General features: G+C 69.3%; 27 protein-coding genes and 1 tRNA gene. 11 read left to right on the top strand and 17 right to left on the bottom strand.

Features of this window, described 5'->3' with window-relative positions; genetic code table 11:
- Nucleotides 1–432: 432 nt before the first annotated feature.
- The 3 genes from QZV94_RS25135 to QZV94_RS09880 all read right to left on the bottom strand — a co-directional run bounded on the left by QZV94_RS25135 (nt 433) and on the right by QZV94_RS09880 (nt 1,638).
- Nucleotides 433–864 (bottom strand): response regulator, encoded by a 432-nt coding sequence (locus QZV94_RS25135; RefSeq protein WP_367254316.1) that lies wholly within the window; start codon nt 862–864, stop codon nt 433–435.
- A 99-nt stretch (nt 865–963) separates the two neighbouring features.
- On the bottom strand, nt 964–1,188 hold the full coding sequence (locus tag QZV94_RS09885; protein ID WP_293677654.1) for a hypothetical protein: 225 nt from the start codon (nt 1,186–1,188) through the stop codon (nt 964–966).
- A gap of 24 nt (nt 1,189–1,212) precedes the next feature.
- Nucleotides 1,213–1,638, bottom strand: coding sequence for a plasmid partitioning protein RepB C-terminal domain-containing protein (locus tag QZV94_RS09880; protein WP_293677653.1), 426 nt, complete (start codon nt 1,636–1,638; stop codon nt 1,213–1,215).
- 297 nt (nt 1,639–1,935) lie between these two features.
- Between QZV94_RS09880 and QZV94_RS09875 the strand changes: the two genes are divergently transcribed.
- Entirely contained in the window at nt 1,936–2,379 is a 444-nt protein-coding gene (locus tag QZV94_RS09875; RefSeq protein ID WP_293677652.1) for a helix-turn-helix domain-containing protein, read from the top strand.
- Nucleotides 2,380–2,506: 127 nt separating this feature from the next.
- Nucleotides 2,507–2,995: a transposase gene (locus tag QZV94_RS09870; RefSeq protein ID WP_293677656.1), complete on the top strand. Its 489-nt coding sequence runs from the start codon at nt 2,507–2,509 to the stop codon at nt 2,993–2,995.
- A 1,025-nt stretch (nt 2,996–4,020) separates the two neighbouring features.
- On the opposite strand, the gene QZV94_RS09865 is transcribed toward QZV94_RS09870, so the two are convergent.
- The 3 genes from QZV94_RS09865 to QZV94_RS09855 all read right to left on the bottom strand — a co-directional run bounded on the left by QZV94_RS09865 (nt 4,021) and on the right by QZV94_RS09855 (nt 6,560).
- Nucleotides 4,021–4,097: transfer RNA gene (locus QZV94_RS09865), tRNA-Arg, on the bottom strand.
- Between the two features lie 120 nt (nt 4,098–4,217).
- The gene (locus QZV94_RS09860; protein ID WP_293677651.1) at nt 4,218–5,471 is read right to left on the bottom strand and encodes a hypothetical protein; all 1,254 of its coding nucleotides are present in this window, start codon (nt 5,469–5,471) and stop codon (nt 4,218–4,220) included.
- 66 nt (nt 5,472–5,537) lie between these two features.
- Nucleotides 5,538–6,560, bottom strand: a complete 1,023-nt coding sequence (locus QZV94_RS09855; protein WP_293677650.1) for a P1 family peptidase — start codon at nt 6,558–6,560, stop codon at nt 5,538–5,540.
- A gap of 87 nt (nt 6,561–6,647) precedes the next feature.
- On the opposite strand from QZV94_RS09855, the gene QZV94_RS09850 reads away from it, so the two are divergent.
- Nucleotides 6,648–8,369, top strand: a complete 1,722-nt coding sequence (locus QZV94_RS09850; protein ID WP_293677649.1) for a gamma-glutamyltransferase family protein — start codon at nt 6,648–6,650, stop codon at nt 8,367–8,369.
- Here QZV94_RS09850 and QZV94_RS09845 read toward each other — a convergent pair.
- From QZV94_RS09845 to QZV94_RS09830, 4 genes are all read right to left on the bottom strand, one after another.
- Nucleotides 8,305–9,810 (bottom strand): sensor histidine kinase, encoded by a 1,506-nt coding sequence (locus QZV94_RS09845; RefSeq protein WP_293677648.1) that lies wholly within the window; start codon nt 9,808–9,810, stop codon nt 8,305–8,307. The genes QZV94_RS09850 and QZV94_RS09845 overlap by 65 nt on opposite strands.
- 62 nt (nt 9,811–9,872) lie before the next feature.
- Nucleotides 9,873–10,916 carry a quinone-dependent dihydroorotate dehydrogenase gene (locus QZV94_RS09840; RefSeq protein WP_293677647.1) on the bottom strand — a complete coding sequence of 348 codons (1,044 nt, stop codon included), beginning with the start codon at nt 10,914–10,916 and terminating at the stop codon, nt 9,873–9,875.
- The gene (locus tag QZV94_RS09835; RefSeq protein WP_293677646.1) at nt 10,913–11,245 is read right to left on the bottom strand and encodes a DUF952 domain-containing protein; all 333 of its coding nucleotides are present in this window, start codon (nt 11,243–11,245) and stop codon (nt 10,913–10,915) included. Before QZV94_RS09835 ends, QZV94_RS09840 begins: the two co-directional genes overlap by 4 nt.
- Nucleotides 11,242–11,739 carry a histidine phosphatase family protein gene (locus QZV94_RS09830; protein WP_293677645.1) on the bottom strand — a complete coding sequence of 166 codons (498 nt, stop codon included), beginning with the start codon at nt 11,737–11,739 and terminating at the stop codon, nt 11,242–11,244. Before QZV94_RS09830 ends, QZV94_RS09835 begins: the two co-directional genes overlap by 4 nt.
- A gap of 89 nt (nt 11,740–11,828) precedes the next feature.
- On the opposite strand from QZV94_RS09830, the gene QZV94_RS09825 reads away from it, so the two are divergent.
- The 4 genes from QZV94_RS09825 (at nt 11,829) to QZV94_RS09810 (ending at nt 15,687) form a co-directional block, all read left to right on the top strand.
- Nucleotides 11,829–12,986 carry a homoserine O-acetyltransferase gene (locus tag QZV94_RS09825; RefSeq protein WP_293677655.1) on the top strand — a complete coding sequence of 386 codons (1,158 nt, stop codon included), beginning with the start codon at nt 11,829–11,831 and terminating at the stop codon, nt 12,984–12,986.
- A 13-nt stretch (nt 12,987–12,999) separates the two neighbouring features.
- Complete coding sequence (gene metW / locus QZV94_RS09820; protein ID WP_293677644.1) at nt 13,000–13,650, top strand: methionine biosynthesis protein MetW; 651 nt, start codon at nt 13,000–13,002, stop codon at nt 13,648–13,650.
- 214 nt (nt 13,651–13,864) lie between these two features.
- Entirely contained in the window at nt 13,865–15,292 is a 1,428-nt protein-coding gene (locus QZV94_RS09815; RefSeq protein ID WP_293677643.1) for a histidine kinase dimerization/phosphoacceptor domain -containing protein, read from the top strand.
- Nucleotides 15,293–15,318: 26 nt separating this feature from the next.
- A complete protein-coding gene (locus QZV94_RS09810; protein ID WP_293677642.1) occupies nt 15,319–15,687 on the top strand; it encodes a response regulator in 369 nt (122 codons plus the stop codon).
- Here the strand turns inward: QZV94_RS09810 and QZV94_RS09805 are convergent.
- Together QZV94_RS09805 and QZV94_RS09800 are read right to left on the bottom strand one after the other, a co-directional pair.
- Nucleotides 15,684–16,028 carry a P-II family nitrogen regulator gene (locus QZV94_RS09805; RefSeq protein ID WP_293677641.1) on the bottom strand — a complete coding sequence of 115 codons (345 nt, stop codon included), beginning with the start codon at nt 16,026–16,028 and terminating at the stop codon, nt 15,684–15,686. The genes QZV94_RS09810 and QZV94_RS09805 overlap by 4 nt on opposite strands.
- Before the next feature lie 40 nt (nt 16,029–16,068).
- Nucleotides 16,069–16,848 (bottom strand): methyltransferase domain-containing protein, encoded by a 780-nt coding sequence (locus QZV94_RS09800; protein WP_293677640.1) that lies wholly within the window; start codon nt 16,846–16,848, stop codon nt 16,069–16,071.
- 74 nt (nt 16,849–16,922) lie between these two features.
- On the opposite strand from QZV94_RS09800, the gene gloB reads away from it, so the two are divergent.
- Nucleotides 16,923–17,648 carry a hydroxyacylglutathione hydrolase gene (gloB, locus tag QZV94_RS09795; RefSeq protein WP_293677639.1) on the top strand — a complete coding sequence of 242 codons (726 nt, stop codon included), beginning with the start codon at nt 16,923–16,925 and terminating at the stop codon, nt 17,646–17,648.
- A gap of 37 nt (nt 17,649–17,685) precedes the next feature.
- On the opposite strand, the gene QZV94_RS09790 is transcribed toward gloB, so the two are convergent.
- The 3 genes from QZV94_RS09790 to QZV94_RS09780 form a co-directional block, all read right to left on the bottom strand.
- The gene (locus QZV94_RS09790; RefSeq protein WP_293677638.1) at nt 17,686–18,408 is read right to left on the bottom strand and encodes a DUF4908 domain-containing protein; all 723 of its coding nucleotides are present in this window, start codon (nt 18,406–18,408) and stop codon (nt 17,686–17,688) included.
- Between the two features lie 88 nt (nt 18,409–18,496).
- On the bottom strand, nt 18,497–19,222 hold the full coding sequence (gene phbB / locus QZV94_RS09785) for an acetoacetyl-CoA reductase (RefSeq protein WP_293677637.1): 726 nt from the start codon (nt 19,220–19,222) through the stop codon (nt 18,497–18,499).
- A 51-nt stretch (nt 19,223–19,273) separates the two neighbouring features.
- On the bottom strand, nt 19,274–20,449 hold the full coding sequence (locus tag QZV94_RS09780; RefSeq protein ID WP_293677636.1) for an acetyl-CoA C-acetyltransferase: 1,176 nt from the start codon (nt 20,447–20,449) through the stop codon (nt 19,274–19,276).
- A gap of 172 nt (nt 20,450–20,621) precedes the next feature.
- Between QZV94_RS09780 and phaR the strand changes: the two genes are divergently transcribed.
- Both phaR and QZV94_RS09770 read left to right on the top strand, forming a co-directional pair.
- Entirely contained in the window at nt 20,622–21,257 is a 636-nt protein-coding gene (gene phaR, locus QZV94_RS09775; protein ID WP_293677635.1) for a polyhydroxyalkanoate synthesis repressor PhaR, read from the top strand.
- 35 nt (nt 21,258–21,292) lie between these two features.
- On the top strand, nt 21,293–21,631 hold the full coding sequence (locus QZV94_RS09770) for a hypothetical protein (RefSeq protein WP_293677634.1): 339 nt from the start codon (nt 21,293–21,295) through the stop codon (nt 21,629–21,631).
- Here the strand turns inward: QZV94_RS09770 and QZV94_RS09765 are convergent.
- A complete protein-coding gene (locus QZV94_RS09765; RefSeq protein WP_293677633.1) occupies nt 21,628–21,936 on the bottom strand; it encodes a helix-turn-helix domain-containing protein in 309 nt (102 codons plus the stop codon). The two genes, QZV94_RS09770 and QZV94_RS09765, sit on opposite strands and share 4 nt — an antisense overlap.
- 207 nt (nt 21,937–22,143) lie before the next feature.
- Between QZV94_RS09765 and QZV94_RS09760 the strand changes: the two genes are divergently transcribed.
- On the top strand, nt 22,144–22,545 hold the full coding sequence (locus QZV94_RS09760; RefSeq protein WP_293677632.1) for an SRPBCC family protein: 402 nt from the start codon (nt 22,144–22,146) through the stop codon (nt 22,543–22,545).
- Here QZV94_RS09760 and QZV94_RS09755 read toward each other — a convergent pair.
- The coding region (locus QZV94_RS09755) for a glycosyltransferase family 2 protein (protein ID WP_293677631.1) at nt 22,542–23,070 on the bottom strand (529 nt) is incomplete at its 5' end. The two genes, QZV94_RS09760 and QZV94_RS09755, sit on opposite strands and share 4 nt — an antisense overlap.

The following is a 23,070-nucleotide window of genomic DNA, read 5'->3' as shown; positions in this document are numbered from 1 at the left end:
TCGACATGGCCGTCGAGGTCGTCGTGAAGGACGTCGAGAAGCGCTCGAAGAAGCCCTCCAGATAGCGCTCTGCACCCCTCTTCCAGTCGCGATCTGGTAGGTCAGCGTTGACGTCGGCGAGCACCGCCGCTTTCGTTCGCAAGAGTCTCACCCTAGCTTGTCTTTTCCCGACCGAAAACGAGCGGGTTGGGCCCGCATGGTTGAAAAGGCCGAGCCCGGCCAGAGTTTGGCAAAACATGCTCAAGACAGCAATGTCCCGACCACGTAGTCCGCGACTAACTGCACGGAACGGTGTGACACCGTCGGCCGTGGACTGGCTGGCGGAGTTGGCGGGTTCGATCGGGAAAACTCTTGCTGCGACGTCAGGCAGTGCCTGCGTGCGCCAGCGGCCAGACTGGAGGAGGGCGAGCGCTACCGAGCCGTCGGCGGCGACTAAAGCGAGCGCTCCCCGCGTCGGCGTTCCAGTCCGTCGTGTTGCGCGCTTCCTCCGCGCCGACGGTCGGGTCCGCAATAGCTCAGCGATACTATGAACTCGCTGGGCCGGAAGAGCACCGCGCTAATGCGATTGGCAAGCGTCACGACGGACAGTGGCTTGACCACGAACTCACCTATCCCAGCGTCGTGCGCAGCTCGGATCGTCACCTCATCTCCGCGGCCGCTAATCATGACAATGGGGGTGCGTGCGTTGAGGTGGCTAGGCGACCTCGCCAACTCGACTCCACTTTCGTGGCCTAAATTGTAGTCGGGCAGCAACAAGTCGTAGCGCGCGATCTGGAGAATCCCATGTACTTCTCTACAGTCTTTCGCAACTTGTAGCCTCTGGCCTCCCCGTCCCCATACTATTGACTTCAGGATTTCCCGCACCCCGAGGTTGTCTTTCGACTATCACAATTTTCGTCGCACGCAGATCAGTTTCTCGATGCCGTCCAGACATAGGTTTGACGACGGACTGGGTGGGCTGGTTCAAGTCTGCGCGCCCTGCGCTTTCAGCGCTGCCCGGTAGCCTTTCCAGACGATGTGCCCCGCCGCGATAGCGGCCGGAGTCGCGCCGCTCTTCTGCAAATACCGCCGGAGTTCCGGCCAGGACTGCACGTCTCTCAACCTGCCATCCGCGCGGGCGTCCTTGGTGAACTCGCCAGCCGGCGTGTCGGTTATTCGCCGCGCCTTGATGTACTCCCGGAATGTCATCTTATGAGCATACCCATAATATCGTCATTGAAACGACTGAAGCTTTGTTGATTTGAGCGCCCTGAGCCGCGCAGAACCGGCGCCCTCGACAACCTTCCGCAGTCGCATACCCTCAGACCGTCGGTCCTGAGTGGGTGCCCGCGAGCGCCTCTTTCTGTTGCCTCGGAGGCAGCCGATGGCGGCATCGTCACTGCGCGCGATGGTGGCGGCGAGCGTCAGCGGAATGAGACCGCTGTCGACGGCTGCGATTAGCCGCTCTTCGCCCCTTTCGAGCAGGCCGACGATCAGCGAAACCCAGCTCGGCGTGACGCCGATCTTCTGAGCAATCTCGGCGTCGCTATAGTTGCGCTTCCTAAGCGCGCCGACCTCCCTCATGACATCGACCCCGCGGTGCTGAGGTCGAGCGACGTTCTCGACGACGCTGCGGACGAAGCATTCCTCCTCGGGCATATCGACGATGATCGCGGGAATCTGGCTTTCGCCGAGCGCTGGAAGGCTTCGATACGCCCCTCGCCGCAGATCAGATCGTAGCGCTCCGTACCGTCAGCCAGCTTGCGCCGACTGACAGTGATCGGCCGCTTCAGACCGACAGCCTCGATGTGTCGATGATCTCGCGGTGGACACGGCGGCCACGGCCGCGCGGGTTGAGAACGGCGATCTTCTCGATCGGGACTAAGCAGGCTTGCTGAGGATTCCCAACGAAGTGGGGCGTGATTCGCTGAGTCGAGTTGATTCGGAGGGCGGGTCATGACGAGCAAGTCACCGGCTGGGGCGACGGCAGAGCAGCGGGCGGCGCTGCGGGGGCTGGCTGGTTCGAGGGATCGGGGCGAGGCGGATCGGGCGCGGGCGATCCTGCTGACTTTGGAAGGCTGGACGAGCCCGCAGATCGGCGAAGCCTTCGCGGTTCGCGAGGACACGGTGCGGCTGTGGCGCAGCGACTTCGCCCGGGGCGGGGTCGAGGCGCTGAAGCGGCGGATCGCGCCCGGCCCGGAGCCGGTGAAGGCGCGGGCGGCGCTGAAGGTGGCCGGGGAGGTGCTGGGCGAGCCGGTGGCCGACCGGGTGAACTGGACCCTGCCGCGGCTGGCGCTGGAGATCGAGCGGCGCGAGGGGGTGAGCATCTCGCGCTCGCGGCTGTCGGTGGTGCAGCGCAAAAAGGGGGCTTTCGCTTCCGTCGCCCGCGGCACACTCTGAAGGGCCGCCAGGAGGCCGAGGCGGTCGACCGCGACGGCCTGCGGATCAAGCTCCTCAAGGCCCAGGCCCGAACGGGCCACCTCACCCTGCTGTTCGGTGACGAGAGCGAGGCGCTGACCCATCCCTACTGGCGCGGGCCTGGGCCAAGCAGGGCGCGGATCTGCGCGTGCCGGCCCCCGGCCAGGCGGCCAAGGTGGCGATGATGGGCTCGCTCGACTGGGGCGGGCGCAAGCTCGTCGTCCACACCAGCCGCAGCAAGAGGAGCGCCGACTTCATCGCCCACCTGGAGCAGCTGGACCGGCGCTACGGGCCCAGGCCCGGACGGCGGCGAAGGCCTGTCGTGCTGGCGCTCGACAACGGCCCCGTCCACCTCAGCAGGGCGAGCCGAGCCGCCCTGGCGACGCGCGAGCACTGGCTCGCCGTCGAATGGCTGCCGAAGTACGCCCCTGAACTCAACGACATCGAGATCGTCTGGGGCCAACTCAAGGCCAACCACCTCGCCCACCAGACCTTCGCCGATGCCAACGATCTGGAGCTTTCCATCCATGCCGCCGTCGCCCAGCTCAACCGCGAGCGAAGCCGCCTTCCGTTGGGCAAGCTTCGAATCTCTGCTTAGAGTTCGACCCGGCCTACTTCTCGATCGCCCAAACGGTCCGGATCTTCGCCGATGGACGATCGCTGCCGGCGTCCCTCACTCCGCTGGCTCCGACCCAAGCCGCGCCGGTCCGCATTGGGCTTGCCGCGTTACACCTCATGCATCGCGGCTTCGACAGCGGAGCAGCTTGGGCGCCAGGGAAGTGCGCTGTCGAGCGCCCAGCCGCCAGCGCCTCTGTCAGGTGTGCGGACTTCACCCCGCCCATTCGGGGGGCGAGACCCTTCTTCAGAGCATCGAGATTTCGGGGCGTGAGGCGGACGAGCGCCATTGAACGACTCCAATCCAACAGGTCAGCGGTCGCCGATTGCGCACTGACCCCGAGGATAGGAGCAGCAAGTCACTTCAAGGAGGCCTTTGACCCAGCGACAGGTCGGGCGGCTCACGCCATGGCCCAGACTGTCCGATTCGCATCCTTGTTCGCGGCGAAGACGCCCGCCATCCCAGACTGGCTAGCTGAGCTTCGCCTCAAGCTCGTGGGCACGCGCCATTATTGCCGTCGGACTGGCGTCCTGGCCCAACTGCTCCGCTGCAGCGGCGACACAGGTCATCCATCGCTCCAGAGCAGGGCTTGATCAGGCTCAAGGCGCTCCGCATAGGCCTCCACGATCGCTTCCGCCAACAGGGCCGGCGGCTTACCCCCATGGTGGAAGACGCGGCGGAGGCGAGCCAAGGCGGCCCTGTCGATCTTGGTTATTTGCCACCCAATGGTCGGTCTGCCGTCGCCGAGCGCCGACGCTCAAGACCCAACATGTTATTCCGCCGCTGCCGGTCATGGGGGATTCGGCCGCCATCGGGCGATGATAGGCCGCGTACGCGCCAGCCTCAGGCCATGAAGCCGGCCTTCGAGTCGGATGAACACGCCTGAGGGAGGGTGAAATCGGTCGAAAAGAGGCCAAATCTTGTGACCCCAGTGTGACCCCGGTAGGCCAAATCGTTCCGCACCGCTCGCTCTGGGTTCACTAGTAGACTGATTTTATTGGGGAAATTGGCGCGCCCGGAACGATTCGAACGTCCGACCCTCAGATTCGTAGTCTGATGCTCTATCCAGCTGAGCTACGGGCGCATCCGGCCTTTCGGCAAGGGCGCGGAACCTAGTCGGGGGCGGGCGGGAGCGCAAGACCCTGGCGGGCGGATTCTCTGCGGCCGACCCGGTTCCCCGATCCAGCCGCCGTCCCGTCGCCGCTCAGCGCGGGAACGGCAGCCCGGGCAGGCCGCGCAGGATGTCGCCGGCGCTGGGGCGACGCGGCGGCTGGCCGGGTTGCGGCGCGGGGGCCCCGGGGCGCGACGGCTGCTGATACCCGCCCGGCATCTGCGGCATGGCCTGGCCCAGAAGGCCGCCTGTGGCAGAGCGATATCTCACCTTCACCGCCCACTGCTGGTTCCAGGCGACCTTCGGGTCGGTGGGCCGTGGCGGGTAGGCGAAGTTGGCCTCGCCGCGATAGGCGGCCATCTGCACGATCCCCTGGGGCATGGCGTCCAGCACCTCCTTGGGCACCGCACAGGTCCGCTGGGTGGGCCCCATCAGGGTCCGGTTGCCGACCAGGCGGGTGATGTCCGGGGTGGTCAGGTATTCCGGCATCGCAAAGCCCGCCGACTGGGTCTCGGAGGACGACCACATCACCACCGTCTCGCCATTGCCGCCGACCGCGGTGGCCAGGTAGGCCTCGGCATTGCCCACCAGGTTCCAGCCCAGGTTCACCCAGCCGCCGGGCGCCCTGGCGTTGGTGGTCAGGTTGAGCGGACCCAGGAAGTCCTGGTCCTCGTCCAGGCTGAAATTGATCTGCGGGCTGTAGTTGCCGCGCACGGTATGGCCGCCGACCAGCGAGCCGGTGGCGGACACGGACGTGCGGGTGCGCTCATTGGGCCACTCGCCATACGTCTTGTTGCGGTAGGCCGAGGGCGGCGTCTGCGGGCGCACATCGATGCCCTTGAAGGCGTTCATGGCCGCCGTCGGGTTCTTGCTGAGGGTGGCGAAGTCGATCACCACCGGCTGACCAGGCCGGGCGCGCTCGCCACAGCCCCAGAAGATCAGCATCCTGCCGCGCGGCTTCTGGTACTCGCGCGGAATCTCGGGCCCGCGCTCCACAGGCGCCGTCGGGGTTACCTTCGGCGAGACCAGCGGCAGGGCGGCGCCGGCGCCCAGGCCCTGGGGCGGCAGGTGGTCGGCGGCCGGCGCCGGCGCGGCTTGGCTGGAGCCCAGTTGCAGGGTCAGAGACTTGTTGGCCCCGCCACCGCCCATCATGGCCTGCATCATCGCCTGCGGATTGGCTGCGCCGCCGGCGCCAGGCATGCCGAAGCCGGTCTGGGTGGAGGCGCTCATCCAGTAGACGGCGACCGGGCCGGTCACCTTCTGCTGGGCCGATGCGACGGTGGCGACTGCGATCCCGCCGACGGCGACGCCCCCAACCACGACCACGAGCTTGCGCGCCAGACCCATTCCGAACTCTCCCGAATTCAACCCGGCCAAGCTAGCAGGCGACTCGCAGGGCCGGAAGCGGTCTGGCTAGGCCGGCAGATCGCGCCAGCAGGGGACATACGTGTCCGGCCACGGTGTGGCTTCGAACACCGCCCGGGCCACCGCCCGGGCCAGGGTGTCGGCGGCGAGGGCGCCAAGACGGCCAAGCGTGTAGTTCGGCTCGGGTCCGAGCGGGCGTCGGCCCGTGGCCAGCGCGAAGACGACGTCGCCGTCGAACGGCGCATGGATCGGACGGATGGCGCGGGCCAAACCGTCCTGGGCCATCACAGCCAGCCGCTTCGCCTGGGCGGGCGTCAGGATGGCATCGGTGGCCACGCAGGCGATGGTGGTGTTGCGGGTCTCGTCGCCGCGCTTGGCGGAGCCCCACTGGTCAGGGGCGGCGCGCAGCCCTGCCGCCCCCAGGCCGCCGAACTCGTGGCCGATCTCGTAGGGCGAGGCCCAGAAGGTGCGGCCGCCAGGGGCCACCACGGAGCCCCAGCTGTTCACCGCCACGATGGCCCCCACCGTGAACCCGTCGAAGGTGACCACCGAGGCTGAGCCCGTCCCGCCCTTAAGGCCGCCCGCCATGGCGCCGTAGCCTGCGCCCGCCGTTCCCAGTGCGACCTCGAGGCCGGCAGCGGCCACCGCGCGGCGGCCCAGCTCGCGGTGCGGCGGATCCTCGCCCCAGGCCTTGTCGCCGCCGTTGGCCATGTCGAACAGGATCGCGGCCGGAACCACCGGCGACTTCGGTACGCCCTCCACCAGGCCATAGCCGCGGCCTTGCGCCCCCAGCCACGCGGTCACCCCGTCGGCCGCCGACAGGCCATAGACTGAGCCGCCGGCCAGCACGACGGCGTCCACCGCCTCGACCAGAGTGTCGGGCGCCAGCGCATCGGTCTCCCGCGTCCCCGGCGCACCGCCCCGCACGTCGCAGGCGCAGACAGCCCGGTCGTCGGGCAGGATCACGGTGACGCCGGTACGGACGGCGGGATCGTGCGTCTGACCCACCTTAAGCCCGGCGACGTCAGTAATCAGGTTGTGCGGCCCTGGACCTGGAGGCTTTCCGTCCATAGGAGGGACGTCGCACGACCGGCCGTTTGTTGTCCATGCGGACCGCCGGCCTGTGGTCGCGCCGCCCCCGAAGGAGCCGTACGCCCCGTGAAGTTCCGCACGCCGCTCGCCTCGCTTGTCCTCGCCGCACTGCTGGCCGCCTGCGCGGCGCCGCCTCCGGCGCTCGCCAGGCCAAAGCCGGCCGCGCCCGCCGCCGCCAAGACCGGCGGCATGGTGGCCGCCGCCAATCCGATGGCGGTGGAGGCGGGGCTGAAGGTGCTGCGCGCCGGAGGCACGGCGGTGGATGCGGCCGTGGCGGTGCAGGCGGTGCTGGGCCTGGTGGAGCCGCAGAGCTCCGGGCTCGGCGGCGGCGCCTTCATGACCTACTACGACGCGGCCACCCGGAAGGTGACCGCCTACAACGGCCGCGAGACCGCGCCAAAGACCGCGACCGACAGGTGGTTCTACGGGGAGAATGGCCAGCCCCTGGGCAAGGGCGTAGCGATCCTCAGCGGTCGCTCGACCGGGGTGCCCGGCGCCGTCGCCATGCTCCACCTGGCCCAGTCCGAGCACGGTAAGGCGGCGTGGAAGGACCTGTTCGGCGAGGCCGAGCGCCTGGCCGACGGCGGCTTCCCCGTACCGGCCCGGATGGCCGCCGCCGCCGCCAGCCGCGCGCCCCAGGCCGGCGCGCCGGACGCCGTCGCCTACTTCACCAAGCCGGACGGGAGCAGGGTGAAGGCCGGCGACATCATGAAGAACCCTGCCTATGCGGCCACGGTGCGCCGGATCGCCGCCGAGGGGCCGAAGGCGCTGCTAGAGGGGCAGATCGCCGAGCAGATCGTCGCCAAGGTGCGGGTCGGTCCGTACCCCTCGACGCTGACGCTGGAGGACATGAAGGCCTATGAGCCCAAGGCCACGCCGGGCCTTTGCCGGCCCTATCGCGTCTATGTCGTCTGCGCGCCGCCGGCGCCGTCGGGCGGCCCGGCGGTTCTGGAAGCCCTGGGCATCCTTCAGCACACCGCGATCGACAAGCATCGGAACGACGCTGAGGGCTGGTACCTGTTCAGCCAGGCCAGCCGGCTGATGTACGCCGACCGCGACCGCTATATGGCTGACCCGGACTTCGTGGTTGTTCCCACGGAGGGCCTGCTCGACCCGAGCTACGTCGCCGAGCGCGCCAAGCTGATCGGACCCACCGCGGGGCCGCCTCCGGAGCCGGGCAAGCCCAGGGGCGCGCCCGTCCGCGCCGCCGACCGCACACTCGAGCCGGCGGGCACCTCGCACATGGTCATCGCCGACAAGTGGGGCAACGTGGTCTCCATGACGACCACGGTGGAGAGCATCTTCGGCTCGGGGCGGATGGTGGGCGGCTTCTTCCTCAACAACCAGCTCACGGACTTCTCGCTGGGCGCCACCGAGCGGGACGGCGCCCCGGCCGCCAACGCCGTGGCCGGCGGCAAGCGCCCCCGCTCGTCGATGGCCCCGGCCATCGTGCTGGACCGCCAGAACCGCTTCGTGGCGGCGATCGGATCGCCGGGCGGGCCGTCGATCCTGGCCTACAACCTGAAGACCCTGGTGGGGATCATCGACTGGAAGATGCCGGTGCAGGAGGCCATCGACCTGCCCAACCTGATCGCGGGCGGCAACTTCTACGCCGCCGAGGTGGAGAAATTCTCGCCGGAAGTGCGCGCCGGCCTGGAGGCCAAGGGCTTGAAGCTTCAGTCAGGCTTTGGTGCGGAAGGCTCCGGCCTGCACGGGATCGAGGCTACCCCGCAGGGCCTGCGCGGCGGCGCCGACCCGCGCCGCGAGGGGGTGGCGAAGGCCCCCTAAGCGGCGCGCTGGGCAGGCGCAGCTCGAACACGGATCCTTCCGGCCCGGTAACGGACAGCGTCAACTCGCCCCCGTGGCCTTCGGCCAACTCGCGGGCGATGGCCAGCCCGAGGCCTGTGGAATCCGGCCGCCCTGACCCGGCGAAGGGGTGGAACAGGCGCTCGCGGATGCGCTCGGGCACGCCGGGGCCATTGTCGGCGATGCGGATCAGGTTGGCGGCCCCCCGGACCTCAACCGACACGTCGACCCGCCCGGCGCCCCTGCGCCCTTCCTGATGCTCGATGGCTTGGCGGGCGTTTCGCAGCAAGTTGACCAGGATGCGGTGCAGTTGGTCCGGGTCGGCGGTCACCTGGTGGGCCGCGGGGACCTTGGACACCAGCCGCACGCCGGCGTCGCCCAGCCGGGCCTCGGCAGCCGCCTCCTTGAGCGCTGCGGCAAGCTTCACCGGCTGGGTCTCCGGCGCCGCCTCCTGGGTCTTGCCGTAGGCCAGCACGCCGGACGCCAGCTTCACGGCGCGGTCCAGCGCGCGCGCCAGGCGCGGCAGCGCCTGGCTGACCTGAGGATCCTTCGAGGCCGCCAGTCGCTCGGAGGCCAGCTGGGCGCTGGTCAGCATGTTCTTCAGGTCGTGGTTGATCTTGGCCACCGCCTCGCCCAGGGCGGCGAGCCGGGCGCGGGAATTGAGCGCAACGCGCAGGTCGGCCTGCATGCGATCGAGTTCGGCCTCGGCGCGGCCGATCTCGTCGCGGCGGCCCGAGAGCTGGACCTGCGCCGCCGGGTCCTCCGGGTCGGCGCGGAACCGCTCCATGGCGAAGGTGATCCGCTGCATGGGCCGCACCAGGAACAGGTTCAGCGCCAGGTAGACGATCAGGCCGGCCAGCGCCGAGACGCCCGCCACGATGGCGACCAGCCTCCACAGGTACGACGCCAGCGCCCGCTTCAGTTCGGTATCGGTGGCGACGAACTCGATGAAGTCGGCGCCCGGCCGGATGCGCGGGTCGGCCACCACCCGAACCCGGTCGCCGGGGCCGAGCAGGGTCTGGAAGGGTGCGAACAACCCCAGACCCGGCGCGCGGTTGCGCAGGTCCACGAGGTAGGGCGCGCGCGCCGGCCGCGCGGCGGCGAACACCAGCCGGCGAACCCCGTCCTGCGACACCGCCACGATCTCCACCCCCGCCCCGGCCAGGAGCTGGGTCTTCAGCTGTTCGGAGACCACCCGGTCGGGCGCCACGTCGGCGGCCAGCGAGGCCAGCTCAGCGGCCCGCACCCGGTCCAGCAGCCACTGCTTCTCGTAGGAGGCCAGCGCCGGGGGGATGGCCAGCGTGCCGCCCAGGGCCGCGAACACCACGGTCAGGACCAGCAGGCGCGCAGATAGGCCGCCGGGCCAGAACAGGCGGCGCCGGACCCATTTCGCAGGTTCGCTCGGCGTGGGGGCGTCCGCCATCGTCCCTTCGAGTTAATGCAGCCTGCACGCCCCGGCAACGCGGGGCGGTTGATGCGCCTCAGCTATCTAGCGCCGACCGCTTCTTTGACGGAACGGAATCCGTCCGCGCGCAGGCGCTGCGCCAGGTCGTGATTGATGCGGCTGACCAGGCCCGGGCCCTCGTAGACCAGCGCCGAGTAGAGCTGCACGGCTGATGCGCCGGCGCGGATCCTGGCGTAGGCGTCGGCCCCGGAGGCGATGCCGCCCGCCCCGATCAGCACCAGGTCGGGAGCCGCTACTTCGCGGAACCGCCGGAGCACCTCCGTGGCTAGGTTTTTGAGGGGCGCACCGGAAAGACCACCTGTCTCACCCCTGTGTCGCGATCGCAGCTCGGGCCGGCTGATCGTCGTGTTGGAGACAATGACGCCATTGAAGTCGTTGCGGTCCACCACCTCGGCGATCGCCTCGATCTCCGCGTCCTCCAGGTCGGGCGCGACCTTCAGGAAGATCGGCCGACCGCCTTCGTCCGGCAGGGTCCCGCCCGCCTCCACGATGCGGCCCAGCAGTTCCTCCAGCGCCGCCTTGGTCTGCAAGGCCCGCAGCCCCGGGGTGTTGGGGGACGAGATGTTGACCGTGTAGTAGTCGCAGAGCCCCCAGACGCGCGACAGGGCGATGACATAGTCGCCGACGCGATCGGAGGACTCCTTGTTGGCGCCGATGTTGGCCCCCACCACGCCCGCGCCCCGGCGCGCCAGCCGCCCGGCGAAGGCCTCGACGCCCGCGTTGTTGAAGCCCATCCGGTTGATCACCGCCCGGTCCTCGCTGAGCCGGAACAGCCGCGGGCGCGGATTGCCCGCCTGGGCCAGCGGCGTGACCGTCCCGCACTCCACGAAGCCAAAGCCCGCCCGCAGCATCGGCGCGAACACCTCGGCGTTCTTGTCGAAGCCCGGCGCCAGGCCCACCGGATTGGGCAGCGCGATCCCGCTAAGCTCGGTCGCCAGGATCGGGTCGCAGGCCGGCGCGCGTGGCCCCAGGCCCAGCTTGAGCGCGGCGATCGCGGCTGTATGCGCGTCTTCCGGGTCCAGGAGGTGCAGCGCCCGGGTGGCGAGGCCGTGGAGGTCGTTCACGCCGGGACCCGCGGAACCCCGTGCGGGCCCAACGGCGCCTCGTGGACAGCCCGCACCCACCGCACCTCCAGCGCCTCGTAGAGGTGCGGGAAGAGGTCGCCACCGCGCGACGGCTCCCATCTCAGCGCCGGGCCCAAATCATCGGCCTCCACTTCCAGAACCACTAGGTCCGCGATCCCTGCGAAATGGCGCCGTGCAGTCTCGCCGGCCTGGGCGGCCGTTGAGAAATGGATGTAGCCGTCGGCGTGGTCGACCGCGGAGCCCTCGAAGCGCCCCGCCCGCTGCGCGGCAGCCCATTCGCCGCGAGGCAGGATCTTGTAGATCCTCAATGGTGGCGGTCCGGGAAGTACAGGGCGTCGTAGTGCGGCTTCCCGTCGTGGTCGAACAGGAAGACCGCCGCCGTCGCGGTAGGGAAGTTGCGCTGCGCCCGCGCGATCAGGCTCGGCGAGGCGTCGGCTTCCTGCAACAGCTGCACGGTCAGCTCCTGCAGGCCCGGATTGTGACCGACCACTATCAGCGTCCTGGCCTCGCCGGCCGCCTTGTCGACCGCATGCCGGATCGCCGCGGAGTCGGCGTGGTAGAGGCCGTCGTCGAAGCGACTTTGGGCGTTCGGGAAGTGGGCGCCCGCGTGCTCCCAGGTGCCACGGGCGCGCGCCGCCGGCGAGACCAGCGCCAGGTCCGGCGCAAAGCCCATGTCGGCCAGCCGCGCCCCCATCTCGCTCGACTCCTGCTCGCCCCGGGCGGCCAGCCGCCGGTCGAAGTCGTCGCCGCTTGTGGAATCCGGTTCGGCCTTGCCGTGCCTCAAGAGGATCAGACGATCCATGGACGCTCCCTAACCCTGGCCCTTGATAGCCTAGGCGCGGCTTGCTGCAAGCCATTGACACCGCTCCGGCCAGACGGTCCAAGGCGGCCATGACGGCGCAGGCTCCGATCACGGCGGGATACGAGACCGGCGGCGGGACCTGGCGGTTCCCGGCCGACCGTCCCCTGCGCCTTGATTCGGGCGCGACCCTCGCGCCGCTGGAGATCGCCTACAAGACCTATGGCTCGCTGAACGCGGCGCGCACCAACGCGGTGCTGGTCTGCCACGCGCTCACCATGGACCAGCACATGGCCTCGCCTCACCCGCTGACCGGCAAGCCCGGTTGGTGGGACCTGTTCGTCGGGCCCGGCCGGCCGCTGGACCCCGAGCGGCACTTCATCATCTGCTCCAACGTGGTCGGCGGCTGCATGGGCACCACCGGACCCGCCTCCATCGACCCGGCCACAGGCGAGGCCTACGGGCTGAAGTTCCCGGTGATCACGATCGCCGACATGGTCCGCGCCCAGGCCATGCTGGTCGAGGCCCTGGGTATCGAGACGCTGTTCGCCGTGCTGGGCGGCTCCATGGGCGGGATGCAGGTGCTGCAATGGGCGGCCGACTATCCCGACCGTCTGTTCAGCGCGGTCTGCATCGCCGCCGCCGCGCGCCACTCTGCCCAGAACATCGCCTTCCACGAGGTCGGCCGCCAGGCGATCATGGCCGATCCCAACTGGTGCGGCGGCGCCTATCTCAAGGCCGGCATGCGCCCGGACAAGGGGCTGGCCGTGGCCCGCATGGCCGCGCACATCACCTACCTCTCCGAAGCGGCGCTGCAGCGCAAGTTCGGCCGTGAACTGCAGCGCGACGGCCTGTCGTGGGGATTCGACGCGGACTTCCAGGTGGAGAGCTACCTGCGCCACCAGGGCGCCAGCTTCGTCGACCGCTTCGACGCCAACTCCTACCTCTACATCACCCGCGCCCTGGACTACTTCGACTTGGCCGCACCCCACGGCGGCGTGCTGGCCGCGGCCTTCGTCCCGGCCCGCAAGGTCAAGTTCTGCGTGCTCTCGTTCTCCTCCGACTGGCTCTATCCAACCTCCGAGAGCCGCGACATCGTCCGCGCGCTGAACGGCGCGGGCTGCCGGGCCAGTTTCGCCGAGGTCCAGTCCGACAAGGGCCACGACGCCTTCTTCCTCGACGAGCCGGTGTTCGAGCAGACCCTGCGCGGCTTCCTCGAAGCCCAGGCCCAGGCGCGAGGGCTGGCGTGAGCGCTACGCGTCCATGACGTCCATCCGGGAGGACTTCGCCGAGATCCTGAAGCTCGTGCGCCCAGGCGCCCGCGTGCTCGACATCGGCTGCGAGGACGGCGCACTCCTGGAACTGCTGACCCGCGAGAAGCAGATCGACGGCCAGGGTCTGGAGATCAGCCCCGACGGCGTGGCCGCCTGCCTGGCTCGCGGCCTGGCCGTGGTGCAGGGCGACGGGGACCGCGACCTCGACCACTTCCCCAGCCAGGCCTTCGACTACGCGATCCTCTCCAAGACCCTGCAGCAGATGCGCGAGCCGCGGCACGTGCTCTCCGAACTCCTGCGCATCGCCGGCCAGGCCGTGGTCTCGGTGCCGAACTTCGGACACTGGAAGGTCCGCTGGGCTCTGCTCAGCCGCGGCCGCATGCCGGAGACCGGCGTCCTGCCCGAGCCCTGGTACTCGACCCCCAACATCCACCTCTGCACCCTGCGGGACTTCGTCAGCCTGTGCGATGCGCTGGACCTGCGCATCGACGCCTGCGCCGCGCTATCCGAAGGCAAGCCCGCCCGCCCCATCGACCCGCGCCGGCCCATCGAGAACTGGCGCGCGGAAACGGCGCTGTTCCTGTTGAGCCGCAAGGTGGAAGGGAAGCCCGCGCCCGGGCAGGCGGGGCTGTTCGAATAGGCGATGGCGCGAGCCGGCGCGGCATTAGACGTCACCCATGTCGCCGTTCAACCAAAGCGTGTTAGATGTCACTCGTCGACTTGACCTGGGGCACGCCGCCGAGCCGCCGATGTCTGCACTCCCTAACGTCCTGACGGTCGACAGCGCCCCCGCCGCCAATCGGTGGGCCTCATGGTTCGATATGAGGCGCGCGCCGACTTCGACCTGGACGTCGATGTTGATCGGTCTTCTCGCTGCGGCCCTGGCGGTCGCACTGGGCTCATTGCTGAAGCGCCAGACGGGCGGGGGCGAGCCGCTCATGGCGGTCTTCCCCATCGTTCTCATAACCTGCCTGCGATGGGGCAATCTTGCCGGCTGGATGGCCCTGATCGGCGGGGCCGGCGGCGCCTGGTATGTCTACCTCGGCGAGCAATTCTCGTTCGTCGTCTCGGCCGCGGAAGCGCGCAGCGTCGTCACCGCGCTGGGGGTCGGCATCCTAATCCTGGCCGTGTGCGCACGCCTGCGGGCCAGCCACGCCAGGGTGCAAGCCGCCAACCAGTCGCTGTCCGAGGCCCTGGCGGAGGGCGAGCGGGCGCATGCCGCGCTCGTGCTGAGCGAGGCGCAATTTCGCACGAGCTTCGAGCGGGCGGCGGTCGGGAAGGTGCAGTTCGACCCGCTCACCGGGCTGATCCTGCGGGTCAACCAGGCGTTCGCGGACATGCTGGGCCATCACCCTGAGGCTTTGGCCGGCCGACCCGTTTGGGAGTTCACGATCGAAGACGATGAGGACGCAGAGCGGGCGGATTTCGGGCTGGTGGTCGAAGGGAAGAAGCCCGCCTACATCCGCGACAAGCGCTACCTGCACCGCGACGGCCACACGATCTGGGGCCGGGGTTCCGCCACGGTCACCCGCTCTCCGACCACCGGAGCGCCCGTCTTCGCCGTCGCGGTGATCGAGAACATCGACGCGCAGCACAAGTCCAACGCCGCGCTGGTGGCCGCCAAGGCAGAGTTGGAGACCCTCCTGGAGGAGCGCACCCTCACCCTGGCCCATCGCGACGTGCTGCTCAGGGAGGTCTATCATCGGGTGAAGAACAACCTTCAGATCGTCGACAGCCTGCTGGTCATGGAGCGCAAGCGGCTCGCCGACCCGGACGCGCGCACTGCGCTGCATGCGTTGCGCGGCCGCGTTCATGCCCTGGGCCTGGTCCACCATCAGTTGATGGGTTCGAACGATCTCCGCACCTTCGACATCGCACCGTTCCTGGAAGAGCTGTCCCGGAACCTGCTGGATGCGGCGGCGTCGCCCGGCGTCAGTCTGACGGTGCGAGCCGAACCCCTCAAGGTCGGCCTCGACTTCGCGATCCCGCTGGGTCTCGTTGTCACGGAGCTGGTCACGAACGCGCTGAAGCACGCATTTCCGACCGGGATCGGGGTCATCAAGGTCGCGCTCGATCAGGCGCCGGACGGCAGAGTCTCGCTCGTGGTTTCCGACAACGGGACCGAGGCTGAGGAAGCGGTTCCCACAAGTGGCGCCGCCAAGCCGCTCGGCATGACCATCGTGGACGCCTTGGTCCGGCAGCTGGGCGGCGTCATGACCGCCCGACGCGACGCCGGCGGCTTCGCCCGCGAAATCCAGATCGCCCAGCCGGTGCTGCAATGACCCCACTGGTCGACACTGTCCTTATCGTGGACGACGAGGTGCTGATCGCCATTGCGCTGCAGATCCAGGTCGAGGAGATGGGCCTGACCGTATGCGGCGTCGCCGCGACCGCTGCTGAAGCCATCGCTATGGCGCAGCACTATAGGCCGGCGGTGGTGCTGATGGACATGCGGCTGCGAGGCGAAGGCGACGGGGTCGACGCCTCCCTCACCATCTACGCGACCGTCGGGGCGCAAGTGATCTTCGTCACGGGGTCCCGCGAACCGGCGACAATCGCACGGATCAATTCCGATCACCCCTCGGCGATCCTGTTCAAGCCGGTTTCGCAAGAGCAGCTCGCCGAAGCCATAGCGACGGCCCGATGCGCTACTAAGGTCGCGGGTTCCGGCCTCTAACCAGCGATCGCCGCGGCGTCCTCTTCCCCCGTGCGGATGCGCAACGCCCGCTCCAGGTCCAGCACGAAGACCTTGCCGTCGCCGATCTTGTTGCTGTTGGCCGTGGTCTTGATCGCCTCGACGACCGCACCGGCGATGTCGTCCGGCACCGCGATCTCCAGCTTCACCTTGGGCAGCAACTTCACCTCGTACTCGGCGCCGCGGTAGACCTCAGTCTTGCCCCGCTGGCGGCCGTAGCCCCGCACCTCGGTGACGGTGAGGCCCGAGGCGCCGGCCTCGGTGACGGCGTCCAGCACCGCATCCAGGCGGCTGGGCTTGATGACCGCGATGATCAGCTTCATGACGTGGTCGCCCCCAAGGCTCGATGTTCCGCCCGCACAGCTAAGACCTTCGCCGCCGCGGCGCCAAGGGGCCTCGCATGACGGGCTCCCGGGAAACCGGCGCCGCCCCGGGCGCGGGAAGCAGGCCGGGGGCCACGATCCGCACCCGGGCGCGGTGGCCCCGCGGCTTCACCGCGAAGGTCTGTTTGGTCGCCTCCATCATCAGCACCCCGGCGAAGCCGGGCCAGACGCGTGAGCCGACCTGCTCGAAACCGTCCGCCCACCGCGCCATCCAGGGCACGGGCGGGACGTACAGCGCCCGCGTCCAGCCGGAGGGCTCCAGCTCCGCCTCGCGCATCAGCTCGCTCAACTGGGTGCGGGTGTAGGGCTGGCCGTGGCCGAACGGCGTGGCCTCGGTGTTGGCCCACAGCCCGTTGCGCGACGCCACGGTGATGATCGCGCGCCCCGACGGCGCCAGCACCCGCCAGACTTCGCGCAGGTAGCCCGCGGGGTCGGCGCTCTCCTCCAGGCCGTGGACCACCAGCACCCGGTCGAAAAGCGCGTTCTGGAACGGCAGGCTGTCCTCGGGCGTCAGGGTGGTCAGGTTGCGCTCGCCGCCCGGCCAGACCTCGACCCCCTGCTGCGCCGGCATGCCGGCCACCACGCGCCGCGCGCGGTCGCGGAACGGGCCGACGAAGGGGGTCGCATAGCCCAGGGCCAGCAGGTCGAGGCCGTGGGCGTCGTCCCAGGCCTCCAGCAGCTTGCGCTCGACCATGGCGCGGGCCGCACGCCCCAGGTCGGAGGCGTAGAACTGGCGAAGTTCCAGGACATCGCGGCGCATGCCCTATCAGCTATGCTCGACGTCGCGTCGCTGCCAGCCTAAATCGCATCGTCGCTTGTTCCGGGAGTTCGGCCATGCCTCTGACGGTTCACCAGTTCCCCTGTCTCTCCGACAACTACGGCTTCCTCGTCCGCGACGAAGCGACGGGCAAGACCGCCTGCATCGACACTCCCGAATCCGGTGCGATCCTGCGCGAGCTGGACGACCTGGGCTGGGAGCTGGACTTCATCCTCAACACCCACTGGCACCCCGATCACGCCGGCGGCAACGCCGACATCAAGGCGATGACCGGCTGCACCATCATCGGCCCGCCCGAGGTCACTCGCATCGCGCCGCTGGACCGCGAGGTGGGCCAGGGCGACACCGTGGACCTGGGCGAGACCCGCTTCCAGGTGATCGACACCGGCGGCCATACCCTCGGTCACATCACCTACTTCGACCCGGCGGACCACGTCGCGTTCGTCGGGGACACGTTGTTCGCGCTCGGCTGCGGTAGGCTGTTCGAGGGCACGGCCGAGCAGATGTGGGCCAGCCTGCAGCGCCTGACCGCCCTGCCCGACGACACCCGCGTCTATTGCGCCCACGAATACACTGCCTCCAACGCCCGCTTCGCGCTCTCGGTGGACGGCAGCGCCGCCCTGAGGGCCCGCGCCGACGCGGTCTTCGCCGCCCGCGAGCGCGGCGAATGGACGGTGCCCACCACCATCGGCCTGGAAAAGGCCACCAATCCCTTCCTGCGCCAGGCCGATGCGCGAGGGTTCGCGGCGGTCCGCGAGGCCAAGGACAACTTCAAGGGCTGAGACCTTCCGTCCCGCCGGAGGCGGGAGGCGACGAGCCTCACCTTTCCAGCGCCACCTTCAGGATCTTGTCCGACGACGGCCGGCCAGCGAGGCCCTGCCGCGGGGCCACGACGATGCGCAGGACGCCGTCCTTGAGGCTGGCCCCGGCCTTCTTGCCCTCTTCGAAGCGCACGCGACTGAAGCGACCCAGGAAGCGGCGGCCGTCCGCGCGCTGGGACAGCCGGATGATCGCCACGGCGGTCACCACCGCGGCGTCGGCAATCAGGGCCGAGGAGGCCGGGGTCGCCTCGGCCTCGAACAGCATCGGTCGCCGCGCTGCGCGGCTGGCCCGTACAGACGACTGCGCGAGTCGTTCGAACACCGCCTGCGGGCTGAGCGCCGCCAGTCGCAGGGGCGCGCCACCGCCGGCCAGCGACACGGCCTGGCCGTTGGGCCGGTCGTCGGTGAACAGGGTGTAGCCGCCCAGCCGCGTCGCCCGGAGCACCGGCTCGCCCAGGTCGTTCTTGTAGATCACGTCGCCGCGCGGCGCCGGGCTCGGCAGCAGCACCCAGACTTCGGGGCTGTCCTCGAACTTGAGCATCGGGACCGGCTGGGTGCGGTCCAGGGTGAACACCCGGCCGTCCTCGGAGATATACCGTGCCAGGGGCGCGGCCTTGGCCTCGCGGCCGCGCTGCTTGACGAAGCCATCGCGGATGCGGTCGGTGACGCCGGCCGTGGCCGGTGCGCCAAGGGCAGTGGCGCACAGCAGCGCCGCTGCCACCGCTCTCCTCGACGCCGTCAACCTGCACATCATGCCAAACGATGAGATGCCAGTTGATCGGGGCGCTTTTTGGACTGTCGCGAGGTCTTCACCCGACCAGGTACTGGCCGCCGTTCAGTGAAAGCGTGGTCCCCGTCACGTAGGCCGCCCGCTCGCCGGCCAGGAAGGACACGGTGTCGGCGATCTCGTCGCCGCGGCCCAGGCGGCCCACCGGGATCTGGCCGATGATGCCTTCCAGCACCTTGGCCGGCACCGCCTGCACCATCTCGGTGTCGATGTAGCCGGGGGCGACACAGTTCACGGTCACGCCCTTCTTGGCGTTCTCCAGCGCCAACGCCTTGGTGAAGCCGATCACGCCAGCCTTGGCGGCGGAATAGTTGGTCTGCCCGATCTGGCCCTTCTGGCCGTTGATCGACGAGATGTTGATGACCCGGCCCCACTCGCGCTCGCGCATGCCCTCGATGACCTGGCGGGTCATATTGAACAGCGAGTCCATGTTGACGCGGATCACCTCGCTCCATTGCTCGGGGCTCATCCGGTGGAAGACCCCGTCGCGGGTGATGCCGGCGTTGTTGACCAGGATGTCGATGGGTCCCAATTCGGCGGCCACGGCGTCGGCGGCGGTCTTGCAATCTGCGAAGCTGCCGACGTTGCCCTTGACCACCATCACGCCCAGCTCCTTGGCGCAGGCCGCGGCGGCGGCGTCGTTGCCGGAATAGCCCGCGGCGACCTTGCACCCGTCGGCCTTCAGCCGCTCGACGATCGCCCGCCCGATGCCGCGGGTTCCTCCCGTGACAAGCGCTACCCTGGCCATGTTCTCACTCCCTTGGTCGCCGAGCCCTGTTGATCGGGCGGTGGGTCGGTATCAGACCTTTTCCACACACATCGCGACACCCATGCCGCCGCCGACGCAAAGCGTCGCCAAGCCCTTCTTCGCGTCGCCGCGGGCCATCTCGTGCAGCAGAGTGGTCAGGATGCGGGCGCCCGACGCGCCGATCGGATGGCCGATGGCGATGGCGCCGCCGTTGACGTTCACCTTCTCCGGGTCGAGGCCCAGCTCGCGCACCACGCATAGGGACTGGGCGGCGAACGCCTCGTTGGATTCGATCAGGTCCAGGTCGGAGAGCTTCCAGCCGGCCCGCTCGAGAGCCCGGCGGCTGGCGGGGATCGGGCCGGTGCCCATGATCTCCGGGTCCACCCCGGCGCTGGCCCAGGAGGCGATGCGGGCGAGCGGCTTCAGGCCGCGCTTCTGGGCCTCCGCCGCGCTCATCAGCACAAGCGCTGCGGCGCCGTCGTTCAGGCCCGACGCGTTGGCCGCCGTCACCGAACCGTCCTTGGTGAAGGCCGGGCGCAGGCCCGCCATGACCTCGTAAGTGGCGCCGAGGCGAATGTACTCGTCCTGGTCGACCACCGTGTCGCCCTTGCGGCCCTTGATGGTCACCGGCGCGATCTCGCCGGCGAAGCGGCCGGCCTTCTGGGCGGTCTCGGCGCGGTTCTGCGACGCCACGGCAAAGCGGTCCTGGTCCTCGCGGGTGATCTGCCAGCGGGCGGCGATGTTCTCGGCGGTCTGGCCCATGTGGTAGCCGTGGAAGGCGTCCCACAGCCCGTCCTTCAGCATGGTGTCGAGGAAGGTCAGCTCGCCCATCTTCTGGCCGCCGCGCAGGTGCTGGGCGTGCGGGGACTGGCTCATGCTTTCCTGCCCGCCGGCGATGACGATCTCCGCCGAACCGTCACTGATCTGCTGGGCGCCAAGGGCGACGGCCCTAAGGCCCGAGCCGCACAGCTGGTTCAGGCTCCACGCCGGGCTTTCGATCGGGATGCCGGCGTTGACCGCCGCCTGGCGGGCGGGGCCCTGGCCGGCGCCGGCTTGCAGCACCTGGCCCAGGATAACCTCGCCGACGTCGGAGGCCTGGATGCCGGCCCGCTCGACCGCGGCCTGGATGGCGATGCGGCCCAGCTCGTGAGCCGGCAGGCTCGAGAGAGCTCCGTTGAATGACCCCACCGGCGTGCGTGCGGCGGAAACGATGACGACGTCGCTCATGAAAGGGCTCCTGTTGGCGGCCTGGGATTTCTTTTGGGCTCGGCCAACCGGCAGGGCAAGAGCCCAAAGCGCCAATTGCCTGATGCCGTTTGCTAATCTGCTCGCATGCGCGATAGTGCGGTGCAGAAGAGGCCGGCTGCGCAGCGCAGAGAGCCGCGAACAGGGATCAGGGATGGCCGACACCCAAGACACCGCCGGCTCGCCCCCGGGAGGGGGCGCCGCGGCCGAGAAGGTCATCATCAAGAAGTACGCCAACCGGCGTCTCTACAACACCGCCTCGTCCAGTTACGTCACCCTCGAGCACCTGTCGGAGATGGTGAAGCAGGGCGTCGATTTCGTCGTCTACGACGCCAAGACCAACGAGGACATCACCCGCACCGTCCTCACCCAGATCATCTTCGAGGAGGAAAGCCAGGGGCAGTCGCTGCTGCCGATCCAGTTCCTGCGCCAGCTTATCGGGTTCTACGGCAATTCCATGCAGGCTTTCCTGCCCAGCTACCTGGAACTTTCGCTCGCCAGCTTCACCCAGCAGCAGGAGCGGCTGCGCGGCCAGATGACCAGCTTCGGCCCGACCGGTGGCATCGCCGCCTTCGAGGACATGACGCGGCAGAACCTGGCGCTGTTCGACCGGGCCATGAAGATGTTCTCGCCCTTCCCCTTCGCCCCCGGCCAGCGGCCCGACGAGGCCTCTTCGCCGGCCGGCGCGGCTCAACCCAAGGCTGATTCCGGAACCGATGATGCGTTAACGGCCTTGCGTAAACAGATGTCCGAGATGCAAGCTCAGCTGGACAAGCTGGCAAAAGGCTAGGTTGCTGGATCAGCTATTGCAGGTTGTGCCGCACGATGTCCCGGATTGATCGCATCCGACAGACCGTATCGGCCCGCCAGGCGGCGAGGGCCGCAGAGGCCCGGGCCGATGAGGCGCGCGAGGCTCGCGCCACCTCGAACCTGCCGGTCCCGGCCGGTCCGGTGACCCCGGCGCGGTCGTTCCGCGACGACCCGCCACGCCGCCGCGACAGCGAGCTCGACGCCCAGCTGCTGGGGCAGGACGGCCAGCGCCGCGGCCTGCGCGGCGGGGCCACAATCCTCGATACCGCCCGCATCGCCTACAACCGCACCGAATGGTCCGGCAGCTACGACCGCCGCGCCCGCAAAGGCCGCCAGGCGCGCACCGACATCTAGTTCTGGCGCGCGCGCAGCCGCGCCACTTCCGCCTCCAGCGCCGCGACCCGTCGCTCCAGGGCCGTCACCGGATCCTCCGAAGGCCTGGGCGTCGAAACGCCCGCGCGCTCGGCCACCTCGGCCGCAGACGCCCCCAGCAGCTCGGCAAAGGCCGCCACCTGCCCGGCGGAAACTTCCCTCTGGTCCTTGAACACCAGCGCCAACTCGGCCTCCGAGAGGCCGGCCACGGCGGCCATCACGGCGCGCGAAAGCCCTCTTTCCGCGAGTTTTCCGTCGAACCATGAGGCGTCGAAGAACAGGGCCATAGGATCGGGCTCGGTTGGCGCGCGTCTTGCTTAACCGTGTTCGATCGCCCTCGCCACGGACGCAAAGATGCTCGTCTTCCTCGCCCGCTTCGTCGACATCGCCGTGGTCACCCTAGTCTTCAGCGCGTTCACCTGACCACGGCCGAATCCCGCCAGCAACCAACGCGACGAGGCCCCAATTGGTGGTTCCAGCAATAGGAGCCGCCCATGGCCACCATCATCAAGACCATCGACATCGACGCCCCGGCCGACGCGGTCTGGGACGCCGTATCCGATTTCGGCGCGGTCCATCGCCGGTTCGCCCCGGGGTTCGTCACGAACGTGGAGCTGATCCCCGGCGCGCGGATGGTCACCTTCGCCAACGGCCTGACCGTCAAGGAGCTGTTCCTCGGCCGCGACGACGCGCGCCGGCGCCTCGCCTATTCGGTGACCGAACGCTTCACCCATCATTCGGCCAGCTTCCAGGTGGACGACCTGGGCGCCGGCAAATCCCGCCTCACCTGGACCGCCGACGTTCTGCCCGACGACGTGGCCGCCGAGATCGTGGCGCCAATGATGGAGCAGGGCCTGCAGGTGGCGAGAGGGGTGCTGGGCCGCGTTCCGTCCTAGACCTCGTCCACCCCGCCCGGATCGCGCGACCGGGACTTCAGCCACATCACACCCCAGAGGTCCGGCAGTGAGGCCATCAGCCGGCCTAGGTTGTTGTACTTGGACGCCCCCGTCCGGCGGTGGCGATGGCGCACTGGCCAGAACGCCACCTCATAGCCCTCGCGCAGCATCAGCGCCGGCAGGTAGCGGTGGATGTGGTCGAAGTAGGGGAGCCGCAGGAACGCCTCGCGTCGGAAGGCCTTCAGGCCGCAGCCCGTATCGTCGGCGGCGTCTCGCAACAGGCGCTTGCGCACCCCGTTGCCGATCCGCGAGGCGAACTTCTTGGCGGCGCTGTCCTGCCGCTTCACCCGTTCGCCGCCCACCATCGCCAATGCCGGCGCCCCCGCCAGCAGGGAGTCCACGAGGGCCGGTCCGTCCGCCGGATCGTTCTGGCCGTCACCGTCCAGGGTGACGATCACCCGCCCCCGCGCCGCCAGCACGCCGGTGCGGATCGCGCGGCTCTGGCCTGAGTTCCTGGCGTGGACC

Origin of the sequence: uncultured Phenylobacterium sp., assembly GCF_902826855.1 — a bacterium.
Lineage (GTDB): Bacteria > Pseudomonadota > Alphaproteobacteria > Caulobacterales > Caulobacteraceae > Phenylobacterium.
The sequence above is the reverse complement of the archived record's forward strand: the minus strand, read 5'-3'. Positions and strand labels throughout refer to the sequence as shown.